We start from the raw sequence: 25,099 nt of genomic DNA, 5'->3' as shown, positions 1-25,099 counted from the left end.
CGCTGCGCGAGAACGCTCACAAGTCTAATTGACACCTCCTTTTTCAGTCAACCGCACTGGCCTCCAAGATTTTTACCATGAAATTATCATCCATGCTCGCCCTATAACGTTTCATTTTCAGACTCATTTTCGAGGGCTCCTGCTTCAACAAATTCACACTTAAACGGCGCAACAGACCTAGGTTTTCCGCTCCATGCCCCAGACGAACCCGACTGGCATCTTCATTAAAGGTAACATCGAGTACCCAATGGAGACTATTTTCAATACTCCAATGTCCGCGAATCACCTCGGCGTGTTTTTGGGCATCCGCTGCTAAACTACTGATGAAGAAGCGAATTTCTGTAGTAGTTTTATTCCATAATTGGCGGACACTGCGAACCATGACTACGGTGGTTAGGCCAGGCCACAGACTCTGCCGATGCAGGGGCGGTAATTGGGACACCGGCACCACCCAAATTTGACGGGTTTCGATCCGGTGATGCCCCGACTCCACCTTTTCGTGGTAGCTGTATTCAATCCCTTGCCAATCCCCGGCTATAGCTTGGTCAAACCAGCCTTCTACTTGTTGAAAGAGCTTGCCCTGATTGCCTTTGAGGGCTAAGACGTCATCTCCGCCCCCAGACTTGATTTGTTGGGCAATTTCCGTCTGGGTTCCCATGGCATCCAAAGTGACTATCGCTCCCTTGAGATTGAGCAATTGCACTTCTGAGCGGCACGGCGGTAATTTCATTGGATTTACTGTCCACTTTTTCTTGGGCTAAGACTAACCCATGTTCGCTACTCCAAGCACTTACTGTGTGCAAAGCCTTTAGTTTCTTTTCACGGTCATAGGAACCCTTGGCGGTTTTCCCATCTATGTGGATTAGTTCTAGGTTCAATTTTTCGGTGATTTCCCCGATCCACCCTAGGAATCCCGACCTTAATTGCTCGGGTTCTAGCATTCCTAAGACTCGACCCAAGGTGTCGTGGGAAGGTATCCCATTGGGTAATTCCAAAAAGGTTTTCAACCAGGATTGTTTGGCTTTTCCGTAGGCTTCTATGGCGACAAACCCGTCGGCACCCGCTAAGACCGCCAAAATGGCTAGGGCAATTAGGGATACCAGGCTGTGATTGCGTCCCCTGTCCGCTCTGGGGTCTTCTAGGTGCTGAAAATGTTTCAAGACACTCTTTCTTAAAAGTTTTGCCTCTCGCTCTTGCTTGGGGTTCAAGACTAGGGGACCAAATCCTTCTGCCATACTCAACCACTAAAATACAGGATTTTTCACTTCCTCTCAGATTAACTCAGGCCAGTTCGTCGTCACCAAATTAACAGTTAGGGATTTTTGTCTGTTACCATCTATACAAAACGACGCGCGATTACCCTGGTTATAACCATATTTTCCCAGTTCACAACCATTTCCTTCTAGGTAGGTAGAAGTGACATCATACAAGACTAATGTTCCTGATTCTAAGTGTTTAATTGCTAGGTGCTTCTCAATTTTCTCTTGTTTTTCTAATAACCAATCTAAGGCGTTATATAATTCGTCTTCATCGGCTTTCTCTAAGTCTAACAATTGTCCTAAACTCTGACTGCAAGTTTCGCTATTAAACCCTCTCGCTGTGGCTAATTTCGATTTAGGATTGATGATTCTTGCCACAATCATTGCCACCACTACGTTTCTGATTCGTGAGGATTTTTCACTGATTATTTTATCTAAACCTAATTTTTTAATCGTCTCTAAAATAGCCATCACATGACCATGAGGAAGACTTCTAATCACTTCAAAATGATTGGGAATGCCTTCATTCATGGACAGTGTTGCCCCTTTAAGAGCCAGTTTCAGATTGTCGATAATATCATCGGGTAATTTTGAGAGATTGGCCAGGGTTCTTTTTTTGACTTGATCTCCTTCTCGGTAGGATTCTCGAAGAAGAACAGCGGGGGGAGAATTACGGTTAGGAACTTTGGTTCTTCGGTTTTTGTTATGCAATGGACGGGGGTTATAAGGGATGGAACCCTTATATAGAAAGGCATTTGGCGATTTTTGTCAATTATTTTTGATCTAGAGCGAACTAATCAATTAAGTCTCTTGCCAGATAAGGATTTAGTCGATTTATGCCCCCCTATCGAACCATAACAAGTAACGAAGAGCCGGAACTTTTTCTATATACATGACCACTATTTTAGCAAATGGAGAGAATTCTTGTCCATTAAGAAATGTTACAAATTACATGGGTACATTAAGAAAAGTTAAGGGGGTGCATCCATTGATGGATAAGGGTTTTCAGCTATTATGGTATATATGTATGGGGGAAGTTCAGGTATAGTAAGACTTTTAGCGATTACTAAGAATTATGAAGTGTCACACTCTAGTCAGCGATCGCCAGCTTAATGAGAGTTTATCTCAATAATTTGGTATCAGAGCTATCAGATTTTTAGGGCTAATTGTGCATCTGCTGGGCAAACAAATTAGCCTGTAATTCAGAGCCGGCAATCGTTTTGACGATTTAGATAAAATTTTCAATGTGACACTTTAGGGTGCGGAATGTGGGTAAAAAGATTGTATCCGTCAATAACATCTTGACAGACCACTTAGTTTGATGATCTAAAATTTGAGTGTTGTTGCATCAACTTAAGGTAGAACATTCATTCTTGTATTTTGTGATTGCGATCGCTAATTGAACGTGAAGTTTATGACTGGCTTTAAAAGCCATGTAATGAGCGGTGGGAATAGTTCCCAGTAAACTCAAATCACCAATTAAGTCCAATAATTTATGTCTTGCTGGCTCATTATCAAAGCGTAAAGGAGGATTTAACCATTGATTTTGATCGCAGACTAAAGCATTTTCTAAACTGCCTCCTTTAATTAAACCAGCCTTTTGTAAATATTCAATTTGATCGGCAAAACCGAAAGTCCGGGCTGATGCGATCGCTTGACTAAAACTTTCCCGATCAGGACTCCAACTATACCATTGATTACCGATCGGTTTATAGGTAAAATCGATGCCGTAGGTAAAACGTAATTCAGGGGAAGGAATCGCCGCCACAAAAGCATCTCCTTCGTACAACCAAATCGGTTGAGAAATAGTTAAATCTGATGGAGAAAAAGAGTTATCTAAACCAGCATTTTCGATCGCTTCTACCCAGATTTTGGCCGAACCATCAAGGAGGGGAATTTCCGCACCATCCACCTCAATGCGAGCATCCTCTACCCCCAAAGCGGTTAAGGCTGCCAATAAATGCTCAACGGTTCTAACCTTTGCTTCTCCTCGTCTCAATTCCGTTGATAAAGTTGTTTGGTAAACCGAAGAAACTAGAGCGGGAATAATCGGTTGATTGGCTAAATCTCTGCGGACAAAATAACGTCCTTCCCCCGGATTTGCCCCACAGACGCGCACCCTTGTTATCTCCCCCGAATGCAGTCCAATTCCCGATAATTCAAATTGTTTAGCGATAGTAGAAACCATAATTATTAAGTAATAAAGCTTTGATCCGTGAACAGCAAAAATAACTAAATTTATCGATAACTGATAACTGATAACTGATAACTGATTAGAATCGTTCCCCGATACCGAAATGGAGACGAGAACCACCATCGACATTAAAACCGAAGTCAACCCGAATTTGGCCGACGGGAGATTGTACCCGAACACCCAAACCGTAACCGAGACCGATACCGGGTAAATCCCGAACAATCCCGGGTTGACCGGGGACATCGCCTTGGGAACCAATAGTAGTGCCGAAATCGACAAATAACGCCCCCCCGATAATTGCGACAATGGGAAAACGATATTCGGCCGTCGCTTGGAAATAACTGCGACCGCTACCCACTTCTCCCTCGGCGTAACCCCGTACAGAGTTACTACCCCCCACAATAAAAGCATCGTAGGGGGGTAAATCGCCTAATACTGTCCCTGCTTGCACATTAAAAGCGAGGGATTGCTGACCTTTAAAAATATCGGTTTCAAAGAGATTAAAGGAATTAATAAACCGAACGGGGATAAAGTAACTATAACTACCCCGAACACGAGTGCCGAAAATACTGCCAGAACCGACCGGAATAGTTTGTTCTAAACCTAGACGCAGGAAAGAGCCACTGGTGGGCTGCAGGGGATTGTCGCGAAAATCTCGAATAGCGCCAATATTTAGGGAAAGTAGATCATCGATCCCAGAGGAACTAAAAGCCAGTTGTTGACTGCCAAAACCATTGAGAGGTGCAGACAGGGGGGAGATGTCACCATTGGCATTTTGCACCTGTACCTGTTGATAGTTAAAGCCTAGGGAAACCACCCATTTTGGTTTCGTAAACACATCGGGGGCCAAAGGACGGACAAAAGTAATACCACCACCCGTCCGGACGATACGGGGACTATCATTATCGTTAAGCGTCCGAATCGAGGAATTCTCCCCATCATAAACCAGAGAAATCGACTGTCGCCGGAAAACGTTCACCGTGTAGGAAGTGCGGAAATTATCCTTGGCAATCCAAGGATCGGAAAAACTCAGATCAAATAAAAATTCCCGTTCCCCTAACTGGACTTCTGCCCCTAAAGTTTGATTATTACCGCCAAAATTGCGCTGTTGATAGCTTACAGTGCCGAATAAGCCCGCATTCGAGCTAATACCACCCCCAGCAGCCAGGGAACCAGTATTACCTTCCACCACATCGACGTTAACAATCACCTCCCTTGGGTCGCTGCCGGGGGAAAAAGACAGACGCACATCCTCGAATAAACCGAGACCGAAAACACGCTGTAAATCCTGTTGGGCGGTATTGCGGTTGAAAATATCCCCCGCTTTTAGGCGCATTTCCCTAGTAATGATAAATTCTCTGGTTTTACCCTTGACTGGTTCCTGTTCGACGTTAAAGTAGCGTACTTGAATTTTTTCGATTAAACCTTCGGAAATGACCAAAATCACCCTACCATCGGGAGTGACTTGCGGCGCACCGATTACCTGGGCCAGATCATAGCCGTTTTTACTGTACCAGTCATTGATTTTTTTTACCCCCGCCTGTAATTCCCGTAAATTCAGGGTTTTGCCGTATTGACTAGCGAAAATTTCCTCGACCACCCCGGCAGGTAAAATCGATTTGTCCATGGTTTCCGGGGCAATTTGAATCTGTACACCCTGAAAAACGGGGTTAGGTTGCACCTCAAAGGTGACTCGCACCCCTAGGGGCGTATCTTGGGGAACTGCCCGCACATCGGCAAAAAAGCCCGTGGCAAAAACGGCGTTAATATCTTCTTGTAATTGCGATCGAGTCGTGCTTCGTCCTGGTCGGGTGCGAATGGTATTATAAACTAGATTTTCTAATTCTCGATCGGACCCCTGTACTACCACTTCGGACACCAAAACTCGCGACTCCTCCGCCGGCACCGGTGGGGCTGTTGTGGGAGTTTCTGCAGGGCTTGGGGTTTCCGTCGGGGTTTCCGTCGGTGCTGCCACGGGTGGCGTAGTTTCTCCCGTCGCAGGAGGCGACTGTACTATCTGCTCGATGCGGGGAAAAACCATTTCTTGCGGTTCTTCTTCGGCCATTACCGTCCCGTGAAATAATCCGAAAATAGCCAGCAGCAGAGCCAGCGAGGAATATCGCCCCGAAAAATTGAGATTTTTAAGCACTTCCACACACCCAGTAACACCATTATGGTTTTTTTGTTTTCTCTGCCCGAGAAATTTAACGAACGTTAAAACTCTAGCAGATTGCTTACTCTCAGTAAATCCCAGCTTGACCGGTGACTCAAGAGATACTGCATCAGGTCTGATATGGGTCAGCCGTCAGCATTAAGTTTTTATCTTGCCATATCTTAGCTTTTTCTGGTTTGGCTCTATTCCAATTCACCCTCTGGGATTATTGCCAACTCGGTTGGCGCACAATTAAATACATATCTTCCTAACTCACCAAAATTAAAAACAATTAAGTTTATTCTTGTGGGAATCCCCCAGCTTTTTACATCCGGGCAGATGTCAACGTCTCGTTTTTAATAACTGTACCAGTTGCGAGACCTGTTGGCGATTGAACATTTGCAGCAGGGTACTAGCTACTAATTCCGGTTCTAGGGTAATTAGGATTTGTGGTAATTTGGCGGCGGCTAATAATTGCAATTCCTGACTGACGGTGATTTCTTCCCCTCGACCCCATTCTAGTAAATCACCGGCTTGTTTTAATTCTTTAATAATAACCGGGGCGAGAGTGCGGTAGGAATGTTTGGGGTTAGCCAGGGCTGATTCGGCATTTTCAACTAAATATTGCCACTTTTGCTGTTCTGAAGCCAATTGAGACAGAGATAAAGTTAACTTTTGTAATTGCTGACGGGAAGCACTGGTTTCTTCCTGTTTGAACAGTTGTAACATCTGTTTGAGGATATCTCTGACGCGGATGGAGATAGAAGACGCTGTCGCAACAGCTGGGGTAAATTTTTGGGGGTCGAGAAGATAGTTAAGATGGGCCTGTAATTCGGCAAAAGTTGGTTCACCTTTTTTAAGGATAGCGTTAGCTTCCTCGGCTTGCAAACCTAATGGACCGGACAGCTTATCGATCAATATCTGAAGCAGATCATAACCCTTGAGGAACAAAGATTCTAATTTTTTATCCACTTGTATGGGATTTTCTTTCAGTATTTTAAAAGCATCCTCAAGACGGTGAGCAGTTTTTTGGATACTGCCATAACCTAACATGGCCGCTCCCCCCTTAATGGAATGGGCGGCACGAAACATCTCGTTCATCTGTTCAGTATTGTTCACGAGATTGCCTAAGTCTAAAATCCCCTGTTCCAAAGTTTCCAGGTGTTCTTTGGCTTCTTCGATGAAATAGCCGAGAATTTTCTGAGCGTTAGCGGAGTCCAAGGTCTTATCCCCCTTATCACGATGCTGTCTAGTCCTAGATTGCCCAGTTTTTCAGCAGCAATTCCAAATTCAAACGGTAGTGTAGGATACAGAATTGATTTCGCTTCTGTCCCTCAAAATAGAGTGAACGAGTTGCCCATTGGGTTTTGCAGGAATGGAAGTCCAAGATTTGAGTTTTATAGGGATGCTGAGCTACTTCCACAGGGCTATCGCTGGCATGGTTGACCCGCGCAGTGCTAGCAATGCTACTCGCTACAGTCTAAAAGACGCGGTCTTGGGGGCATTTGCTAGCTTCTTTATGCAAAATGAATCCTTTCTAGAATATCAGCGTCAATTGAATAGTCGTTGTGGACGAGATAATGCTCAAAGTCTGTTTGGTCTGGTTAATATCCCGACCATAGAACAGATAAAGAATATTCTCGATAGAATAGCCGCAAAGCCTCTTTTTTCACCGTTCAAATGGATTTATCAAGGTCTGAGAGAACAAGGCTATTTGAGGCTGTTTACAGCCTTGGATGGCAACTTACTCGTCGCCCTAGATGGGACTCAGTACTATGATTCAGAGAAAATTAGTTGTCCTTGTTGCTCAACCCGCACCTCGAAACAGGGGAAGGTAACTTATCACCATCAAGCTATTTTGCCTGTAATTGTCTCTCCTGACCAAAAATCGGTCATTTCCTTGCCACCAGAATTTATCACTCCTCAAGATGGCAGTGAGAAACAAGACTGTGAGCAAAACGCGGCAAAACGCTGGATAGCGAGCCATGCGTCCTGGTTTGAAGGCCAGCCCATCACCCTCTTAGGCGACGACCTCTATAGTCGCCAACCGATGGCTGAATATTGTTTGGAACACCATTTCAACTTTATCTTTGTCTGTTTACCGTCCTCCCATCCGACTCTCTATGAGTGGGTTTCTTTCCTGGAGGCTAATCAAGAAGTCAAAACCACTCAACAGCGACGTTGGAATGGGCGATACTTTGAAATTTGGGACTATCGTTATCTCAATCAAGTCCCCCTGCGCGAACAACAACCCGCCTTACTGGTCAATTGGTGTGAGGTGACCGTTAAGCGCGAGTCGGATGGTCAACTTCTCTATCGCAATAGCTGGATTACTAACCACGACCTGACTCCCCAACGGGTCATTCTGGTCTGCGCTGCTGGACGGAGCCGTTGGCGAACCGAAAATGAGAATCACAATGTGCTCAAAACTCGGGGCTATCATTTGGAGCATAATTTTGGACATGGTCAGCAACATTTGTCCTCTTTTCTGTTGACCCTCAATCTCCTGGCTTTCTTATTTCATACTGTTCTGCATCTAGTCGATGAACGCTATCAACGGGCTCGGATGCAAAGGGGGACTCGCAGAGGCTTTTTTAACGATGTTCTTTGCTTAACCAAGTATCTGCTGTTTGAAGGCTGGCACCACCTTTTAGACTTTATGCTCGATGAGGCCATCCCTGTTACTCGCGTTAATTCTTCTTGATTTTGGATGGGGAGCTACAGGGCAAAAGCGTTTTGTATTCTGTATTCCTTGCTACATTCTGAATTTGGAATTGCTGGTTTTTCAGGAAATATATCAGTTATGGGGCAATGGCTAGGAAAACTGGCCCAGACGGACACAAGCTAAGTTCAAAAGCCTGCCCACAAGGGTTCTCAGCTTCTCTTGCTTAAAATAGATCGATACAACGGCAGGCAAAAAGCTAAGAAAAGAATCGGGGATGGGAGCAAGCTGACTAGAAATTATTCTTGATAAGAGGAAACTGAGTTGTTGACTATACTTTGCACGGCTACAACTTGCATTTTTTACTCAAGGACAATAATATAGTTTAAGAGTCATAATTAGAAGCAAAGCACTCATTAAAAACATGATTAACCTAGAATTCACGGAAGAAGAAAAGAACTCACTGTATTATGAAAGATTTCATCATCCTCATCCCCAGGTTCAACTGAAGATGGAAGTTCTCTGGTTAAAAAGCCAAAAGATACCGCACCAAAAAATTTGTCAGTTAGCAGGAATCTCGCCAAATACCTTATCAACCTATCTTCGAGATTATGAAGAAGGCGGAATAGAAAAATTAAAATAAATCAACTTCTATCGCCCTAAAAGTGAATTAGAGTCTCAAAAAGAAACCCTCAAAAAATATTTCGAGAAAAATCCACCAGCCACAATAAATGAAGCTGTATATAGGATAGAAGAATTGACGGGAATAAAACGAAGTCCTACCCAAGTGAGAAAATTTTTAAAATCAATGGGAATGAAATGTTTAAAAGTAGGTTCTCTTCCTTCTAAAGCTGACCCAGATGAACAAGAGGACTACAAAGAAAAAAAGCTAGAACCCAGACTAAATGAGGCAAAAGAAGGAAAAAGGGCTGTTTTTTTTGTTGATGCCGCTCACTTCGTCATGGGAGCATTTCTCGGTTTTGTTTGGTGTTTTGAGAGACTTTTTGTTAAGTCACCGAGCGGGCGTAAACGCTTCAATGTTTTAGGAGCATTAAATGCAATAACTCATGAAGTTATTCTGGTAACATATGAAACTTATATTACGGCAACTCAAGTCTGTGAACTCCGGTCAAAAATAGCTGCTTTAGGACTAATGATTCCCATCACTCTAGTCTTAGATAATGCCCGCTATCAAAAATGTAAAATTGTTGAAGAATTGGCTCTTTCTTTGTCAATAGAGCTGCTCTATCTGCCGTCTTATTCACCTAATCTAAATTTAATTGAAAGGCTGTGGAAATTGGTCAAAAAGAAATGTTTATATGGTAAATATTATGAGAACTTTTCTGACTTTTATTCAGCTATTTATGAATGTCTGAATGATGCCCATTTGAAACATAAAAAAGAACTGGATTCCTTGCTGACTCTACGATTTCAGAAGTTTAATAAATCTCAGATTATGAACGTCTAAAGTATAATTCATAATTCCCTCTCCCTGATTAATAACGGATGCGAGGATCAATGTAAGCATTGATTAGATCGATAAAAATACTGGCAAAAACCACTATTGTCGCAAAAAAAGCCATTAATCCCTGCACTGTTGGGTAATCCCGCAGAGAAATCGCTCGATATAACTGATTTCCCAAACCCGGCCAAGAAAAAGTAACTTCCGTCAAGACTGCACCCCCTAAAAGAGCCGCAAAAGTTAATCCTAAGACAGTAATTACGGGAATTAGGGCATTTTTCAGCGCATGGGCGATCATAATCGTTTTTTCTGGTATTCCTCTCGCTTTGGCCGCATCTACATAGTCCGCTTGCAAAGTTTGTTTCAGATTAACTCGCACCATCCGTTCAAAAATCCCACTCAAGAGAATGCCGAGAGTAAAACTAGGTAAGGCTAGATAATACAAAGCTGTGGGCAACTTATCTAGTTGTAGAGTCATCAGACTATCAAGGGTGTATAAACCTGTAATTGTCTGGGGTGGAGTCTCACTCAAAGGAAAACGAGTCCCCAAGGGAAACCAGCGCAACTGTACCGCAAAAATTAGCTGTAAGAGCATTCCCACCCAAAAAATCGGCAAGGAATAGGTTATCAGTCCAAATAAACGTCCCCCCGCATCTAAGGGAGTATTCGGACGGGAAGCGGTGATAATTCCCAATCCGACTCCCACTATCACCGCAATTAGCATTCCATAAAAAGTTAGTTCCACCGTCGCTGGAAAATGTTTAGCGATAATCTCCCATACCGTCACCCCCTTACTGGTTAAAGAGTCTCCTAAGTTGAGACGCATTAGGTGAAAAATATAGTCTAGGTACTGGAAAAATAGGGGTTTATTCAGTCCTAACTGTTCTCTTAGGGCATTTTTGGCACTTTCGGGAGCGCGGTTGCCTAAAATCGCATCCGTGGGATCACCAGGGGCCACACGCATCAGTAGAAAAACCACCGTCACGATCGTCCATAACATCAAGGGAGCTAGGAGTAAACGCACCAGTAAATAGGATTGTAAAGCAGCGCGGCGAGACATGAGGGCTTTCCGATCAGAAAATAGATTCTCAAGGAACCATACCCCAAAATCGACCCAGCGATCGAGAAAAAATTAAGCTGAGGGAATATTTAGTACAAGTAAACTAAATTAGCTGCACCGACAGTTCTGAGCAAGGGACTACCAAAAACCCCTAAAGGCTGAAAGGCTTACGGAGCAAGGGATAGAAAAAAGATCAAAAAATTTTGCCAAAAGGGGTTGACAAACTTAGGGAAGTTAGATACATTGGTAAATGCGCGGTTGAAGCGAAGCGAAAGCGAAGCGAAACAAACGACGCTGGAACCTAGACAAAACAATAGTTTGAAAGCCAAGCAAAAAAAGCCTCGTTTAGAAGCAATTCTATAACAAAAAAGTCAAACCCGCAAGGGGGAGACGAAAAAAAGTCAAAAGAATCAAACGATTCATCATGGAGAGTTTGATCCTGGCTCAGGATGAACGCTGGCGGCGTGCCTAACACATGCAAGTCGAACGGGAATCTTCGGATTCTAGTGGCGGACGGGTGAGTAACGCGTAAGAATCTAACTTCAGGACGGGGACAACAGTTGGAAACGACTGCTAATACCCGATGTGCCGCAAGGTGAAACCTAATTGGCCTGGAGAAGAGCTTGCGTCTGATTAGCTAGTTGGTGGGGTAAGAGCCTACCAAGGCGACGATCAGTAGCTGGTCTGAGAGGATGAGCAGCCACACTGGGACTGAGACACGGCCCAGACTCCTACGGGAGGCAGCAGTGGGGAATTTTCCGCAATGGGCGAAAGCCTGACGGAGCAACGCCGCGTGAGGGAGGAAGGTCTTTGGATTGTAAACCTCTTTTCTCAAGGAAGAAGTTCTGACGGTACTTGAGGAATCAGCCTCGGCTAACTCCGTGCCAGCAGCCGCGGTAATACGGGGGAGGCAAGCGTTATCCGGAATTATTGGGCGTAAAGCGTCCGCAGGTGGTCAGCCAAGTCTGCCGTCAAATCAGGTTGCTTAACGACCTAAAGGCGGTGGAAACTGGCAGACTAGAGAGCAGTAGGGGTAGCAGGAATTCCCAGTGTAGCGGTGAAATGCGTAGAGATTGGGAAGAACATCGGTGGCGAAAGCGTGCTACTGGGCTGTATCTGACACTCAGGGACGAAAGCTAGGGGAGCGAAAGGGATTAGATACCCCTGTAGTCCTAGCCGTAAACGATGGATACTAGGCGTGGCTTGTATCGACCCGAGCCGTGCCGAAGCTAACGCGTTAAGTATCCCGCCTGGGGAGTACGCACGCAAGTGTGAAACTCAAAGGAATTGACGGGGGCCCGCACAAGCGGTGGAGTATGTGGTTTAATTCGATGCAACGCGAAGAACCTTACCAAGACTTGACATGTCGCGAACCCTGGTGAAAGCTGGGGGTGCCTTCGGGAGCGCGAACACAGGTGGTGCATGGCTGTCGTCAGCTCGTGTCGTGAGATGTTGGGTTAAGTCCCGCAACGAGCGCAACCCTCGTTCTTAGTTGCCAGCATTAAGTTGGGGACTCTAAGGAGACTGCCGGTGACAAACCGGAGGAAGGTGGGGATGACGTCAAGTCAGCATGCCCCTTACGTCTTGGGCGACACACGTACTACAATGGTCGGGACAAAGGGCAGCGAACTCGCGAGAGCCAGCGAATCCCAGCAAACCCGGCCTCAGTTCAGATTGCAGGCTGCAACTCGCCTGCATGAAGGAGGAATCGCTAGTAATCGCCGGTCAGCATACGGCGGTGAATTCGTTCCCGGGCCTTGTACACACCGCCCGTCACACCATGGAAGCTGGTCACGCCCGAAGTCATTACCTCAACCGCAAGGAGGGGGATGCCTAAGGCAGGGCTAGTGACTGGGGTGAAGTCGTAACAAGGTAGCCGTACCGGAAGGTGTGGCTGGATCACCTCCTTAAAGGGAGACCTAATTCCGGTGGGAGACGAAAAAAAAGTAGTCCCAACCAAGAATCAATCCCAAAAGGTCGGAGCGAGGCGAAATTGGCTTTCAAACTAGGTTCTGGGTTCACACAAGACCTGAATCAGGAACAAGGGCTATTAGCTCAGGTGGTTAGAGCGCACCCCTGATAAGGGTGAGGTCCCTGGTTCGAGTCCAGGATGGCCCACCTGCACAGGTGGCAAAAACAAAGAAAAAAAGCTCCGAATCAGCACCTTATCTTACTTATACAGTAAGAGAGAATGCTGGCTCTGAGTTCAGAGTCCAGAGGAACCTTGAAAACTGCATAGAGCTAGGTGAAAAAGCCAAAAAAGAAGACCGCAAGGTCAAGCTAATAAGGGCTAACGGTGGATACCTAGGCACACGGAAGCGAAGAAGGACGTAGTTACCGACGAAACGCTTCGGGGAGCGGGAAGCAAGCATTGATCCGAAGATATCCGAATGGGGCAACCCTAAACACGACCACCTGAATACATAGGGTGGAGCGAGCCAACCTGGTGAACTGAAACATCTTAGTAGCCAGAGGAAAAGAAAGCAACAGCGATTCCCCCAGTAGCGGCGAGCGAAAAGGGAACAGCCTAAACCAAGTTCTTCGGAACTTGGGGTCGTGGGACAGTAACAAAAGACTGGGAAATTTAGACGAAGCGGCTGAAAACCGCACCAGAGAAGGTGAAAGTCCTGTAGTCGAAAAAGGAACCAGCTTAACTGCATCCCGAGTAGCATGGGGCACGTGAAATCCCGTGTGAATCTGCCTCGACCACGAGGTAAGGCTAAATATTCCCGTGTGACCGATAGAGAAACAGTACCGCGAGGGAAAGGTGAAAAGAACCCCGGAAGGGGAGTGAAATAGAACATGAAACCGTTAGCCTACAAGCAATGGGAGGACGATTGAACGTCTGACCGTGTGCCTGTTGAAGAATGAGCCGGCGACTTACAGGTTATGGCAGGTGAAGGGGGAAGACCCCACAGCCCCAGCGAAAGCGAGTCTGAACAGGGCGAAAAGTCATAATTTGTAGACCCGAACCCGGGTGATCTAACCATGGCCAGGATGAAGCTTGGGTAAAACCAAGTGGAGGTCCGAACCGACTAATGTTGAAAAATTAGCGGATGAGCTGTGGTTAGGGGTGAAATGCCAATCGAACTCGGAGCTAGCTGGTTCTCCCCGAAATGTGTTGAGGCGCAGCGGTAGTGGAAGTTTAGTCGGGGTAAAGCACTGTTTCGCCGCGGGCTGGGAGACCGGTACCAAGGCGAGGCAAACTCTGAATACGGCTAAAAAAACTACCAGTGAGACGGTGGGGGATAAGCTTCATCGTCAAGAGGGAAACAGCCCAGACCACCAGCTAAGGTCCCCAAATGATAACTAAGTGAGAAAGGAGGTGGGAGTGCATTGACAACCAGGAGGTTTGCCTAGAAGCAGCAATCCTTAAAAGAGTGCGTAATAGCTCACTGGTCAAGCGCTCCTGCGCCGAAAATGAACGGGGCTAAGTTATCTACCGAAGCTGTGGACTACATTGTAGTGGTAGGGGAGCGTTCTATAGGGGGTGAAGCAGTAGCGGCAAGCAGCTGTGGACTCTATAGAAGTGAGAATGTCGGCTTAAGTAGCGAAAATGTGGGTGAGAATCCCACACCCCGAAACCCCAAGGTTTCCTCCGCAAGGCTCGTCCGCGGAGGGTCAGTCAGGACCTAAGGCGAGGCTGAAAAGCGTAGTCGATGGACAACGGGTTAACATTCCCGTACCGATTAATGATTGTGCCGGAGAACGGAGAAGGTCAACGTCAGCTGGATGTTGGTTACCAGTGCAAGCAGTCGAGGCGATGAGAGGTGGTGAAAACACCAGGAGCTAAGACGCGAGTCCCACCTCCCACGGGAGGGAAGTGGCGCTGATCAAGCTTCCTAGAAAAGCCCGAACCACGTTAATCATTAATTGCCTGTACCCGAAACCGACACAGGTGGGGAAGTAGAGAATACTAAGGGGCGCGAGATAACTCTCTCTAAGGAACTCGGCAAAATGACCCCGTAACTTCGGGAGAAGGGGTACCCTCGCAAGAGGGTCGCAGTGAATAGGCCCAGGCGACTGTTTACCAAAAACACAGGTCTCCGCCAAGTCGTAAGACGCAGTATGGAGGCTGACGCCTGCCCAGTGCCGGAAGGTTAAGGAAGTTGGTCAGGAGTAATCTGAAGCTGACGACCGAAGCCCCGGTGAACGGCGGCCGTAACTATAACGGTCCTAAGGTAGCGAAATTCCTTGTCGGGTAAGTTCCGACCCGCACGAAAGGCGTAACGATCTGGGCACTGTCTCGGAGAGAGACTCGGCGAAATAGGATTGTCTGTGAAGATACGGACTACCTGCACCTGGACAGAAAGACCCTATGAAGCTTTACTGTAGCCTGGAATTGGCTTCGGGCTTCGCTTGCGCAGGATAGGTGGGAAGCTTTGAAACTCTCCTCGTGGGGAGAGTGGAGCTAACGGTGAGATACCACTCTGGCGAGGCTAGAATTCTAACCCTGACCCCTAATCGGGGCGGGAGACAGTTTCAGGTGGGCAGTTTGACTGGGGCGGTCGCCTCCTAAAAGGTAACGGAGGCGCGCAAAGGTTCCCTCGGTCCCGTTGGAAATGGGACGATAGAGTGCAAAAGCAGAAGGGAGCTTGACTGTGAGACCCACAAGTCGAACAGGGACGAAAGTCGGCTTTAGTGATCCGACGGCACCGCGTGGAAGGGCCGTCGCTCAACGGATAAAAGTTACTCTAGGGATAACAGGCTGATCTCCCCCAAGAGTTCACATCGACGGGGAGGTTTGGCACCTCGATGTCGGCTCATCGCAACCTGGGGCTGAAGTCGGTCCCAAGGGTTGGGCTGTTCGCCCATTAAAGCGGTACGTGAGCTGGGTTCAGAACGTCGTGAGACAGTTCGGTCCATATCCGGTGTAGGCGTAAGAGCATTGCGAGGAGCCTTCCTTAGTACGAGAGGACCGGGAAGGACGCACCGCTGGTGTACCTGTTATCGTGCCAACGGTAAACGCAGGGTAGCCATGTGCGGAGCGGATAACCGCTGAAAGCATCTAAGTGGGAAGCCCACCTCCAGATGATTGCTCTCATGGCATTAAGCCAGTAAGGTCTCGGGTAGACTACCCGTTGATAGGCTCTAGATGGAAGCTCGGTAACGAGTGCAGTCGAGGAGTACTAACCGACCGAGGGCTTGACCTCATTCTTCTTTCACCACTTTTTCCCTAGCTTTTGCAGTCTTGAGGGTTCTACCCTTCCTGGTGTCTTTAACGTGATGGCACCACTCCGATTCCATCCCGAACTCGGTTGTGAAACTTCGCCGTGGCCAAGATACTTGTCGGGTTGCCGACCGGGACAATAGCTCGATGCCAGGATTATTCTTTCCTACCCCTCAATCCGACAAGATTGGGGGGTTTGGTTTTATCTAAGCTATGGCCTGAATTAACACAAAAGGTTGCACGATTAGTGTATTAAAAAGGTTATCGGGATGGGAATTCCAATCGCTTAATTGCTCTTGTGTCGGTTTTTCTAGTAGTTTTTCCCCGATCCAATTCTGCACTTGAGCAACCCGATCACCAGCGATCGCTTCTGCCACTTCGATTAAATTGAGGGAATCCGAAACCACGATCAGCGCATCCCTTTGAGCATGGGGGATCAAGTCACTCCACTCCACTTCGGCTAATTCCTCTAATAACTGCTCGTGAATATTACCCATACTGTCAATCCTTGCGAAAAAGCTCGCTCAATAACGAATTAGCTCCTCTTTCTAGCATACAGGCAAAGGGACAGCCGATTTCCCCATTCATAGTAATGTTAAGCTAAAATATAACGAACGTTCGATATTAAACTTATGCCTAAGATAGTGGATGTAGAACAATACCGAAAAGAACTCCTCTTAAAAAGTGCCGAACTCTTTGCCGAGAAAGGCTACGCTGACATGACGACGAGAGAATTAGCGCAAGGATTGGGAGTGTCCACGGGAACGCTGTACCACTACTTTCCCAGTAAAGCGGCACTTTTCGAGCAATTAGTCGAGGAGATGTGCCGAGAGGATGTTTTATTAGCTAAAGTCGAGATCGATCGAGGAAAAACCCTGATAGAAAAGCTAAAAATTCTCGGAAAATTTATGACTAATCGCGAGGATTCCTGTATCAAACAATTATTCTTATGGATTGATTATTCTCAATACCAAGGACGAGAAGAACTGAGTCGTAGTCAACTTTTTGAGCGCGTTGATCGCCGCTATCATAAGGCAGTAATCGAGATTTTAGGTATTAGCGATCCGAGTGTAGCTTGGTTAGTTGTCAGCGTTATTAATGGACTGATATTAGAGCGCCTGTGGTGCAATGAACAGATTGTGATCGATGAACAAATGGAATTATTAGGTAAAATTCTTACTACTTATTTGCAGAAAAACTGTTAATCCCCAAAAATCACTTATTAACTAAAAAATTATGAAAGGTAAAACTTTTGTGAAACCCAATCAAAAGTTAATGATCGGGTTAATAGTATTAGGCACAGGATTATTAGGAATAACCACCTTTTATAGTCTTTCCCAAGTCGCCCCCAAACCCGAAACCAAAACCCCTGTAATTGCCTCTCCCACACCGCAAAAAATCACCGCTTTAGGCAGAATTGAACCGAGGACAGAAATTATCAGCATATCTGCCCCGATGTTGCTTGATTCCGATCGAGTCATGCAATTATTAGTGGATGAAGGCGATAGCGTCAAAAAGGGACAAATAATCGCCATTCTCGAAAGTCAGGAAAGATTAGAGGATAACCTGCGACAGGCACAAGAACAGGTGAAAGTAGCCGCAGCCAAACTAGAACAGGTGAAAGCTGGGGCAAAAGTCGGAGAAATCGATGCTAATGCCGCTAACGTGCGGAAAATCCAGGCACAATGGGTAGGGGATCAAGCAACCCAACGGACAACTATCCAAAGATTAACAGCGCAATTAGAAGGGGATAGGGCTGCCCAAAAAGCGACAATTGCTAAATTAGAAGCAGAATATCGCAATGCCAAAGCTGAATTCGATCGCTACGAAAAACTCTATCAAGAAGGGGCAATTTCCGCCTCTAGTTTTGATAGTAAAAGACTGAATTTAGAAACCAGTAATCAACAATTAACAGAAGCAAAAGTTACCCTAGAGAGAATTGAAAGCACCGGTAAACAACAGATACAAGAAGCCAAGACTACCCTAGCCCGGATTGAATCCACCGGTCAACAGCAGATCAAAGAGGCCAGATCCACTTTAAATCAAGTCTCAGAAGTGCGGGGAGTCGATGTGCAGGCAGCCGAAGCGGATGTAAATGCTGCCCTAGTTGCCGTTAAAAAAGCCCAAACCGAGTTAAATCAGGCTTATATTCGATCGCCAATTACCGGCAAAGTGATTAAAGTCAATACCCGTATCGGGGAACAAATCAGCGATCAAGGAATTGTTGACCTCGCTGAAACCGATCGCATGGAGGTAATTGCCGAAATCTATCAAAGCGATATCGGGAAAATTCGCAAGGGACAAACTGCCACGATTACTGGATCGGCGTTTAAGGGCGAAGTTAGCGGAAAAGTGCGCTTAATTGCTTTAAAAGTTGACCAACAAAATATCTTCAGCAATCAACCGGGAGAAAACTTTGATCGCAAAGTTATCTCTGTCCGCATTGCCTTAGATCGCAAAAACAGTCAAAAAGTGGCAGGTTTAACCAATTCCCAAGTAACTGTAACTATCAATGAGTAGGTTTTACGGGAAGTGGGGAAGTGGGGAAGTGGGGAAGTGGGGAAGTGGGGAATTTCAACTAAAACCCCAACACCCCAACACCCCAACACCCCAACACCCCAACACCCCAAAACCCCAAAACCCCAACACCCAATGAAACTAACCCATCTATTCAAAAAAACGCCCCTATCTTGGTTACAGGTGACGCGAGAGAAAACCCGTTTGATTGTGGCTATTGCCGGGATTGCTTTTGCTGACTTCCTAATTTTCACACAGTTGGGGTTTCGGGATGCCTTATTTGATGCTTCCGTTAAACCCCATTATGTCCTCAATGCGGATTTAGTCCTGATTAATCCCCAATTCGATACCCTCTTTGCCGTGAAAAGTTTTTCACGCGATCGCTTGTACCAAGCTCAAAGAGTCGAGGGCATTCAATCTTTAGCCTCAGTTTATATTGCTTCGGCCCAGTGGCGCAATCCCGAAACTGCCCTAGAAAGAACTACTTTAGTCTTTGGTTTTGATCCCAGTCAACGGGTTTTTACCCTCCCGGAAGTTAATCAAAAATCCAGTGATCTGAAGATGTTAAATCGCGTCTTGTACGATCAGGCAGGAAGACCAGAATTCGGTCCAATTGCCGATTTACTCCAGAAAAACCCCGATTTGACAGTTCAGTTAAATAAAAAAGAGGTACAGGTAGCGGGAATTTTTACCCTTGGTGCCTCCTTTGCTGCCGATAGTAACGTCATTAGCAGTGATTCTACCTTTTTAAGGCTCTTTCCCGAACGTCAACCCCACGAAATCGATATAGGACTGGTGAAACTGCAACCAGGGGCAAATATCGAAGCAGTTAAGGGCAATTTACAGGCACTTTTCCCTAAAAATGAAGTAATAGTCCTTACTTTAGAAGAATTTGCTGAAAGGGAAAAAACCTATTGGGCTAATAGTACAGCCATTGGTTTTATCTTTGGTTTAGGTACAGTAGTGGGTTTTATCGTCGGTATCGTCATTGTCTATCAAATTCTCTATTCCGATGTCACCGATCACTTACCCGAATACGCTACCCTAAAAGCTATGGGTTACGGTGATTGGTATTTAGTCGGGGTTTTGATGCAAGAAGCCTTATTACTAGCGGTTTTGGGGTATATACCCGGGTTTATCGTCTCTCTCGGTGTTTATAATCTCGCTTCCTCCGCTACACTTTTACCCATAGTGATGACTACCGCTAGGGCGATCGAAGTTTTAATCCTGACAATTATTATGTGTATTGCCTCTGGAATTGTCGCCATGGGCAAATTAAGGACAGCAGATCCAGCCGATATTTTTTAAACTATCAAGGGTGAAATAATGCGGATTTTTCAAAAAGAGCGAGAATTAGTCTATTTTAGCCCTAATGAACCCGTAATTGCCATTAAAGGCTTAAATCACTATTTTGGCACGGGGGAATTAAGAAAACAGGTTTTATACGATATCGATCTGGAAATTAAAGCGGGGGAAGTAGTAATTATGACCGGTCCTTCGGGATCGGGGAAAACTACTTTATTAAGTTTAATGGGAGGTTTGCGATCGACACAAGCGGGCAGTTTAAAAATTCTCGGCCAAGAAATGTTAGGAATTGGTAAGGGCAAAATGCTGAAAATTCGCCGACAAATTGGCTATATTTTTCAAGCACATAATTTACTAAAATTCCTCACAGCGAAACAAAACGTTAGGATGTCTTTGGAACTGCACGAGGAGTTTTTAGAACAAGATCTCGATCAAAAAGCGGCGGCAATTCTGGAGTCAGTCGGTTTAGGCAACCGCGTTGATTACTATCCCCATGATCTATCAGGGGGACAAAAACAACGGGTTGCGATCGCTCGCGCCCTCGTCAGTCATCCCAAATTAGTCCTCGCTGATGAACCGACCGCGGCCTTAGATAAACAATCCGGGCGCGATGTGGTGGAAATCATGCAGAAATTGGCCAAAGAACAAGGTTGCACGATTTTACTTGTCACCCACGATAACCGGATTCTCGACATCGCCGATCGCATTGTCAATATGGAGGATGGTCGTTTAGGGGATTAACTGCCCAAAAATTACTTGCCAAAAATCGGCCTTTCATGTTAAATTAAAATGATGTCATCTTGGAGAGGTGGCAGAGTGGTCGAATGCGGCAGATTGCTAATCTGTTGTACGAATCGTAAGACCGTACCGAGGGTTCGAATCCCTCCCTCTCCGTATTTTTTGGGTAGGTTCGATGACTGCTCGCCAGGATTATTTCTGCTCCGTATATGGTCCGGTTGCCTCTTGGCGCTTCGGCAGCTCTCTGGGCATTGATCCGATTGGTTTAGTTTCCACCTGTTCCTTTAACTGTGCCTACTGTCAGTTAGGAGAAATTGAGCAAAAAACCGAGCATCGAAGAATTTTTATCACTAGCGAACAAATTAGCAGGGATTTAAGCACTTTTGCCCCTTGGGACGTGGATATAGTCACTCTCAGTGGTAGCGGGGAACCCACCCTCGCCCTCAATTTAGGGGAAATACTGGCCACCGTCAAGGAAATGACCAGGCGGCCGGTGGCAGTCTTAACCAATAGTACCCTCTTGGGAGATGCCCAAGTGCGTCAAGACTTGAGCAAAGCTGATATCGTCGCCGCTAAAATCGATGCTGTTTCCGAGTCCCAATGGCGACGGGTTAACCGTCCAGTCCCCGGCCTGGATTGGCAGAGTTGTTGGTCGGGATTAAGACAATTTCGCCAAGAATGGTCGGGAAAACTAGCAATTCAAACCATGGTGCTGTCCTCTTGGTCGCCCCAAGAGCAAGACCAGTATATCGATTTGATGCAACAGCTACAACCGGATGAAATTCAGCTTAACACCCCGACCCGTCCCCGGGCCAGACAAAGACAATTAGAAACCCGCGGTAATAATCCCCTCACCGCTGCCGACGGAATGCAAATTCTCAAACCCGTAAACGCTGAAATATTGGCAATTTGGGCGCAAAAAATGGCCACGGCCACGGGAATTACCGTACGCTGTGTGCCACTTACCGCCACAGGTCTCTAAGGCTTCGGCCGGGGTTTTTCTTCTTTCGGCTTCACATTAAAATAAGCCTCCATTACCTGACGTACCATAGGTGCGGCCACTTTACCACCACCACCGCCGGAATGTTCCGCAAAGGCGACCACAACAATTTCGGGCTTGTCGAAGGGGGCGAAAGCTCCAAACCAAGCGTGGGACTTGCCCGGAGGTGCTTCTGCCGTGCCGCTTTTGCCCGCTACAGGCGGTAAAGCGGGGTCCGATAGGGACCGCCCCGTTCCTTCCGCTACCACGGCTCTCAGGGACTTTCTCAGGGTGTCTAGGGTGCTAGGTTTCATGTTCAAAGACTTGCGCCATTCCTTAACATTGCGGGCATCCTGTAAAAGGTGGGGTTTCACCAAAAAACCCCCGTTAGCGGGGACGGCAAACATCACAGCTACCTGTAGGGGAGTCGCGAGGGTAAATCCTTGACCGATCGACATATTAATCGTATCGCCTACGGACCAATCCCAGTTTTTAAAATTACGCAGTTTCCAATCGCGATCGGCAATTAACCCCGGAGTTTCTTCCGCTAATTCTATCCCGGTTTTCTGACCGAAACCGTAGCGCCGGGCTATGGCAATTAAAGTCGGTCCCCCCACCCCGCGACCTATTTGACCGTGAAAAGTGTTACTACTCATGGCCATGGCCCGGACAAAACCCATCGGACCAAAACCAGCGCGATTCCATTCCCCGAAAGCTGTCCCCCCCACATAGAGGGCAGCAAAGGTATTTAAGACCGTATTGGGGGGAAATTTACCCGATTCCATGCCAGCAGTGGCAGTGACGACTTTAAAGGTAGAAGCGGGGGGGAATCCTTGGAGAGCGCGGTTAACAAACGGGTTGCCCTCCGCTTGTAGTTTTTTCCAAGTGGCGGTGGTAATTGGGGCCGAGAAAACATTAGGATCAAAACTAGGATAACTGACCATGGCCCGCACAGAACCATCCCGGGGATCGATCGCCACGATCGCACCTTTGCGTTTTCCTAAAGCGGCCTCGGCGGCTTTTTGGAGTTTTAAATCTAGTGTCAGGGTGACATCTTGCCCCGGTTTAGCAATTTTTTGGCCGAGAATTTGGATTACTTGTCCCGATCCGTTGACCTCTAACTGCATTCCCCCCCATTCTCCCCGCAATTTTGACTCGTAGGCGGCTTCTACACCCATTTTACCGACGACATCTCCCAATCGGTAGCCCTGGGGTCTTTTGGCTTGATATTCCTCTGGGGTTAGTTCCCCAGTATAACCGAGAATATGCGCCCCGATTTTACCATTGGGATAGTAGCGCACTGATTCCACGTCCACTTCAATGCCGGTTAATTCGTCTTTGTATTCCTCTAGGGCGATAATTTGGGACGGAGTTAAACCCCTAGCAATCCGGATCAGGGTGGAGGGGTTTTCGTCCGCTTCGTTAATGCGTTTTTCTAGGTCGCTTCTGGGAATGCCTAAAATACTGGCTAAACGGTCAAGATTGAGTTTTTGGGCGGGATTACGCTGGGATTTGGGCCAAATATAGGCCGCATGGGTTAAGCGGGCCGTGGCCAAAACTTTGCCATTGCGATCGAATAAGTTGCCCCGGACCGGAGGTTTAGGAAGAATGCGAATCCGGTTATTTTCTGCCCTTTCTCGGTTAATTTGTCCTTGCTGCAGTTGTAAATAGGCCAAGCGCGAGCCGACTCCTCCTAGCAGGACAAGGCTAATTAATCCCATAATTAGCCATGACTGACGCTGACGACCGACTAGACGCTCCTTATCTTTGATTTTATTCTGTAATTTATTCGGCGCTGGCCGCGTCGGCGAGGTGAGCGTTTTTTTCCGTTTCAGTTTGACTTTGGTTTTTGAGAGGAGTCCGCTATTACGCATTTGCTTAAAGTTAAAAATTTAAAAGTTATTAGTCATCAGTTAGGGACTTGCGTGGGAATAATATCCCAGCCAGAAAATCGCTCTGTAGAAGAATTAGACCAGCCAGATGGCACATTATCAAAGCGCAAGTCCCTAACATCTCGAAGGCTCTCGCCCTACTTAGGGTGATCAGCAAACCTGATCGATCGGAGGGCGCAAGCTTTGCGCCCCTACAGTAACGGATTTTGTCCACAATGTAGGGGCGAACTGCGTTCGCCCAAAAGGTACATTATCAAAGCGCAAGTCCCGTATCAGATTTGAGTTCTAAGTGAGTAGTTTTAAATAGCACTTTCCTGATGTCTTTTCACTGTTTACTGTTCACTGAAAAAGACGCAATACTAGGTGATTTAGCTCCTCTCTTGACTAAAGTTCAGGGTATCCACAATATATCTTAACAAAATAAGTGTAAATACTGGGAGTGGAAGGAACCACTCCAGACACAGAGGACACAAAGATTGATCGCTTCTATAGTAAGTTAAAGAGAGCCAGAAAACTGGCGCACACATACAGTTAAGAGTTTGTCAAGTATTTCTTAACTATGCTCAAAAGGTAATCACACTGCGGATAGAATCCCCTTGGCGCATCAGGTCAAAGGCCTCGTTAATCCTTGCCAGAGGTAGAACGTGGGTGATTAAATCATCAATGTTAATCTTGCCCTCCATGTACCAATCGACTATTTTTGGTACATCTGTACGACCTCTCGCTCCACCAAAAGCCGTACCTTTCCAGACCCGTCCGGTGACTAATTGAAAAGGACGGGTACTAATTTCTTGGCCGGCCCCAGCTACACCGATAATAGTGGCAACACCCCAACCCTTATGGCAACATTCCAAAGCTTGACGCATAATCTGGACATTGCCGATACACTCAAAACTATAATCGGCCCCACCCTTAGTTAAATCCACCAGATAGGCCACTAAATCCCCCTCGATTTCTTGGGGATTAACAAAATGAGTCATCCCGAATTTGGTCGCTAAAGCTTGTTTCTGGGGATTGATATCGACCCCGACAATCATATCGGCCCCCACCAAACGGGCCCCTTGAATAACATTTAAACCGATACCTCCCAGACCAAAAACCACCACTTTTGCCCCCGGTTCCACTTTAGCGGTATTAATCACCGCACCGATACCTGTAGTGACTCCGCAGCCGATATAACAGACTTTTTCAAAGGGAGCATCGGGGCGAATCTTGGCTAGGGAAATCTCCGGCAGCACGGTATAGTTAGAAAAAGTCGAGGTTCCCATGTAGTGATAAAGAGGCTGACCATCGAGGGAAAAACGACTGGTTCCATCCGGCATTACTCCCCGACCTTGGGTAAGACGAATCGCTTGACAGAGATTGGTTTTAAAGCTGAGACAGTATTCGCACTGACGACATTCGGGAATGTATAGGGGAATAACATGATCCCCCACTTTTAGGCTAGTGACACCTTCTCCCACTTCTACCACGATTCCTGCCCCTTCATGGCCTAAAATTGAGGGAAATAAGCCTTCAGGATCGGCCCCAGAGAGAGTATAGGCATCGGTGTGACAAACTCCCGTGGCTTTGATTTCTACTAACACTTCCCCCGCTTGCGGTGCGGCTAATTTTACCGTTTCAATAGTTAGGGGTTTTCCCGCTTCTAGGGCAACTGCCGCTCGAACATCCATAGGCTCAAAGCAATAGGTTTTTTCCAGTATAATACC

Annotated in this window: 14 protein-coding genes, 2 tRNA genes, 3 rRNA genes and 3 pseudogenes; 13 read left to right on the top strand and 9 right to left on the bottom strand. The window is 46.5% G+C overall.

Annotated elements, in window-relative coordinates:
• Positions 1-43: 43 nt before the first annotated feature.
• From VL20_RS20860 to VL20_RS20840, 5 genes and pseudogenes are all read right to left on the bottom strand, one after another.
• Positions 44-1,208 (bottom strand): annotated as a pseudogene (locus VL20_RS20860) (ISAs1 family transposase).
• Positions 1,209-1,352: 144 nt separating this feature from the next.
• Positions 1,353-1,970 (bottom strand): annotated as a pseudogene (locus VL20_RS20855) (IS1634 family transposase); the annotation flags it as partial.
• Between the two features lie 637 nt (positions 1,971-2,607).
• Positions 2,608-3,447, bottom strand: coding sequence for a UDP-3-O-acyl-N-acetylglucosamine deacetylase (gene lpxC / locus VL20_RS20850; RefSeq protein ID WP_043995723.1), 840 nt, complete (start codon positions 3,445-3,447; stop codon positions 2,608-2,610).
• 85 nt (positions 3,448-3,532) lie between these two features.
• Positions 3,533-5,518 carry a BamA/TamA family outer membrane protein gene (locus VL20_RS20845; protein WP_221634923.1) on the bottom strand — a complete coding sequence of 662 codons (1,986 nt, stop codon included), beginning with the start codon at positions 5,516-5,518 and terminating at the stop codon, positions 3,533-3,535.
• Between the two features lie 429 nt (positions 5,519-5,947).
• Complete coding sequence (locus VL20_RS20840) at positions 5,948-6,826, bottom strand: Hpt domain-containing protein (RefSeq protein ID WP_002787402.1); 879 nt, start codon at positions 6,824-6,826, stop codon at positions 5,948-5,950.
• 154 nt (positions 6,827-6,980) lie between these two features.
• Between VL20_RS20840 and VL20_RS20835 the strand changes: the two genes are divergently transcribed.
• Both VL20_RS20835 and VL20_RS29780 read left to right on the top strand, forming a co-directional pair.
• Positions 6,981-8,309: a hypothetical protein gene (locus VL20_RS20835; protein ID WP_052275264.1), complete on the top strand. Its 1,329-nt coding sequence runs from the start codon at positions 6,981-6,983 to the stop codon at positions 8,307-8,309.
• Positions 8,310-8,691: 382 nt separating this feature from the next.
• Positions 8,692-9,735, top strand: a pseudogene (locus VL20_RS29780) (IS630 family transposase).
• A 28-nt stretch (positions 9,736-9,763) separates the two neighbouring features.
• On the opposite strand, the gene VL20_RS20820 reads toward VL20_RS29780, so the two are convergent.
• Positions 9,764-10,789 carry an ABC transporter permease gene (locus tag VL20_RS20820; RefSeq protein WP_052277654.1) on the bottom strand — a complete coding sequence of 342 codons (1,026 nt, stop codon included), beginning with the start codon at positions 10,787-10,789 and terminating at the stop codon, positions 9,764-9,766.
• 421 nt (positions 10,790-11,210) lie between these two features.
• Between VL20_RS20820 and VL20_RS20815 the strand changes: the two genes are divergently transcribed.
• From VL20_RS20815 to rrf, 4 genes are all read left to right on the top strand, one after another.
• Positions 11,211-12,699, top strand: a 16S ribosomal RNA gene (locus VL20_RS20815).
• Positions 12,700-12,833: 134 nt separating this feature from the next.
• Positions 12,834-12,907, top strand: a tRNA-Ile gene (locus tag VL20_RS20810).
• A gap of 155 nt (positions 12,908-13,062) precedes the next feature.
• Positions 13,063-15,942 (top strand): 23S ribosomal RNA (locus tag VL20_RS20805).
• A 55-nt stretch (positions 15,943-15,997) separates the two neighbouring features.
• A 5S ribosomal RNA gene (gene rrf / locus VL20_RS20800) occupies positions 15,998-16,115 on the top strand.
• The 16S, 23S and 5S rRNA genes sit together here with 1 tRNA gene alongside, the layout of an rRNA operon.
• A 50-nt stretch (positions 16,116-16,165) precedes the next feature.
• Here rrf and VL20_RS20795 read toward each other — a convergent pair.
• On the bottom strand, positions 16,166-16,456 hold the full coding sequence (locus tag VL20_RS20795) for a DUF2288 domain-containing protein (RefSeq protein WP_052277653.1): 291 nt from the start codon (positions 16,454-16,456) through the stop codon (positions 16,166-16,168).
• A gap of 135 nt (positions 16,457-16,591) precedes the next feature.
• Here VL20_RS20795 and VL20_RS20790 point away from each other — a divergent pair, with 135 nt between their 5' ends.
• From VL20_RS20790 to VL20_RS20765, 7 genes are all read left to right on the top strand, one after another.
• The gene (locus VL20_RS20790; protein WP_052277652.1) at positions 16,592-17,164 is read left to right on the top strand and encodes a TetR/AcrR family transcriptional regulator; all 573 of its coding nucleotides are present in this window, start codon (positions 16,592-16,594) and stop codon (positions 17,162-17,164) included.
• 31 nt (positions 17,165-17,195) lie between these two features.
• On the top strand, positions 17,196-18,479 hold the full coding sequence (locus VL20_RS20785) for an HlyD family efflux transporter periplasmic adaptor subunit (RefSeq protein ID WP_052277651.1): 1,284 nt from the start codon (positions 17,196-17,198) through the stop codon (positions 18,477-18,479).
• A complete protein-coding gene (locus VL20_RS31890) occupies positions 18,472-18,615 on the top strand; it encodes a hypothetical protein (protein ID WP_167341560.1) in 144 nt (47 codons plus the stop codon). The genes VL20_RS20785 and VL20_RS31890 overlap by 8 nt, the downstream gene beginning before the upstream one ends.
• Positions 18,612-19,784, top strand: a complete 1,173-nt coding sequence (gene devC / locus VL20_RS20780; protein ID WP_052278532.1) for an ABC transporter permease DevC — start codon at positions 18,612-18,614, stop codon at positions 19,782-19,784. Before VL20_RS31890 ends, devC begins: the two co-directional genes overlap by 4 nt.
• Before the next feature lie 18 nt (positions 19,785-19,802).
• Positions 19,803-20,522 carry a DevA family ABC transporter ATP-binding protein gene (locus tag VL20_RS20775; protein WP_052277650.1) on the top strand — a complete coding sequence of 240 codons (720 nt, stop codon included), beginning with the start codon at positions 19,803-19,805 and terminating at the stop codon, positions 20,520-20,522.
• A gap of 61 nt (positions 20,523-20,583) precedes the next feature.
• Positions 20,584-20,675: transfer RNA gene (locus VL20_RS20770), tRNA-Ser, on the top strand.
• A 19-nt stretch (positions 20,676-20,694) separates the two neighbouring features.
• Positions 20,695-21,501, top strand: a complete 807-nt coding sequence (locus tag VL20_RS20765; RefSeq protein WP_052278531.1) for a radical SAM protein — start codon at positions 20,695-20,697, stop codon at positions 21,499-21,501.
• Here the strand turns inward: VL20_RS20765 and mrdA are convergent.
• Together mrdA and VL20_RS20755 are read right to left on the bottom strand one after the other, a co-directional pair.
• Complete coding sequence (gene mrdA / locus VL20_RS20760) at positions 21,498-23,372, bottom strand: penicillin-binding protein 2 (protein WP_052277649.1); 1,875 nt, start codon at positions 23,370-23,372, stop codon at positions 21,498-21,500. The two genes, VL20_RS20765 and mrdA, sit on opposite strands and share 4 nt — an antisense overlap.
• 581 nt (positions 23,373-23,953) lie before the next feature.
• Complete coding sequence (locus VL20_RS20755; RefSeq protein WP_052277648.1) at positions 23,954-25,063, bottom strand: S-(hydroxymethyl)glutathione dehydrogenase/class III alcohol dehydrogenase; 1,110 nt, start codon at positions 25,061-25,063, stop codon at positions 23,954-23,956.
• Between the last annotated feature and the right edge of the window lie 36 nt (positions 25,064-25,099).

The organism is Microcystis panniformis FACHB-1757, assembly GCF_001264245.1.
GTDB lineage: Bacteria > Cyanobacteriota > Cyanobacteriia > Cyanobacteriales > Microcystaceae > Microcystis > Microcystis panniformis.
Note: the sequence above shows the minus strand (reverse complement) of the source record. Positions and strands in the feature narration are given on the sequence as shown.

What these genes read in the sequence shown, in the direction of transcription:
- VL20_RS20845 (WP_221634923.1), bottom strand. Translation starts at nt 5,518, where the DNA reads ATGGCCGAAGAAGAACCGCAAGAAATGGTTTTTCCCCGCATCGAGCAG.
- VL20_RS20790 (WP_052277652.1), top strand. Translation starts at nt 16,592, where the DNA reads ATGCCTAAGATAGTGGATGTAGAACAATACCGAAAAGAACTCCTCTTA.
- VL20_RS20795 (WP_052277653.1), bottom strand. Translation starts at nt 16,456, where the DNA reads ATGGGTAATATTCACGAGCAGTTATTAGAGGAATTAGCCGAAGTGGAG.
- VL20_RS20785 (WP_052277651.1), top strand. Translation starts at nt 17,196, where the DNA reads ATGAAAGGTAAAACTTTTGTGAAACCCAATCAAAAGTTAATGATCGGG.
- mrdA (WP_052277649.1), bottom strand. Translation starts at nt 23,372, where the DNA reads ATGCGTAATAGCGGACTCCTCTCAAAAACCAAAGTCAAACTGAAACGG.
- VL20_RS31890 (WP_167341560.1), top strand. Translation starts at nt 18,472, where the DNA reads ATGAGTAGGTTTTACGGGAAGTGGGGAAGTGGGGAAGTGGGGAAGTGG.
- lpxC (WP_043995723.1), bottom strand. Translation starts at nt 3,447, where the DNA reads ATGGTTTCTACTATCGCTAAACAATTTGAATTATCGGGAATTGGACTG.
- VL20_RS20820 (WP_052277654.1), bottom strand. Translation starts at nt 10,789, where the DNA reads ATGTCTCGCCGCGCTGCTTTACAATCCTATTTACTGGTGCGTTTACTC.
- VL20_RS20835 (WP_052275264.1), top strand. Translation starts at nt 6,981, where the DNA reads ATGGAAGTCCAAGATTTGAGTTTTATAGGGATGCTGAGCTACTTCCAC.
- VL20_RS20755 (WP_052277648.1), bottom strand. Translation starts at nt 25,063, where the DNA reads ATGGATGTTCGAGCGGCAGTTGCCCTAGAAGCGGGAAAACCCCTAACT.
- VL20_RS20775 (WP_052277650.1), top strand. Translation starts at nt 19,803, where the DNA reads ATGCGGATTTTTCAAAAAGAGCGAGAATTAGTCTATTTTAGCCCTAAT.
- VL20_RS20765 (WP_052278531.1), top strand. Translation starts at nt 20,695, where the DNA reads ATGACTGCTCGCCAGGATTATTTCTGCTCCGTATATGGTCCGGTTGCC.
- devC (WP_052278532.1), top strand. Translation starts at nt 18,612, where the DNA reads ATGAAACTAACCCATCTATTCAAAAAAACGCCCCTATCTTGGTTACAG.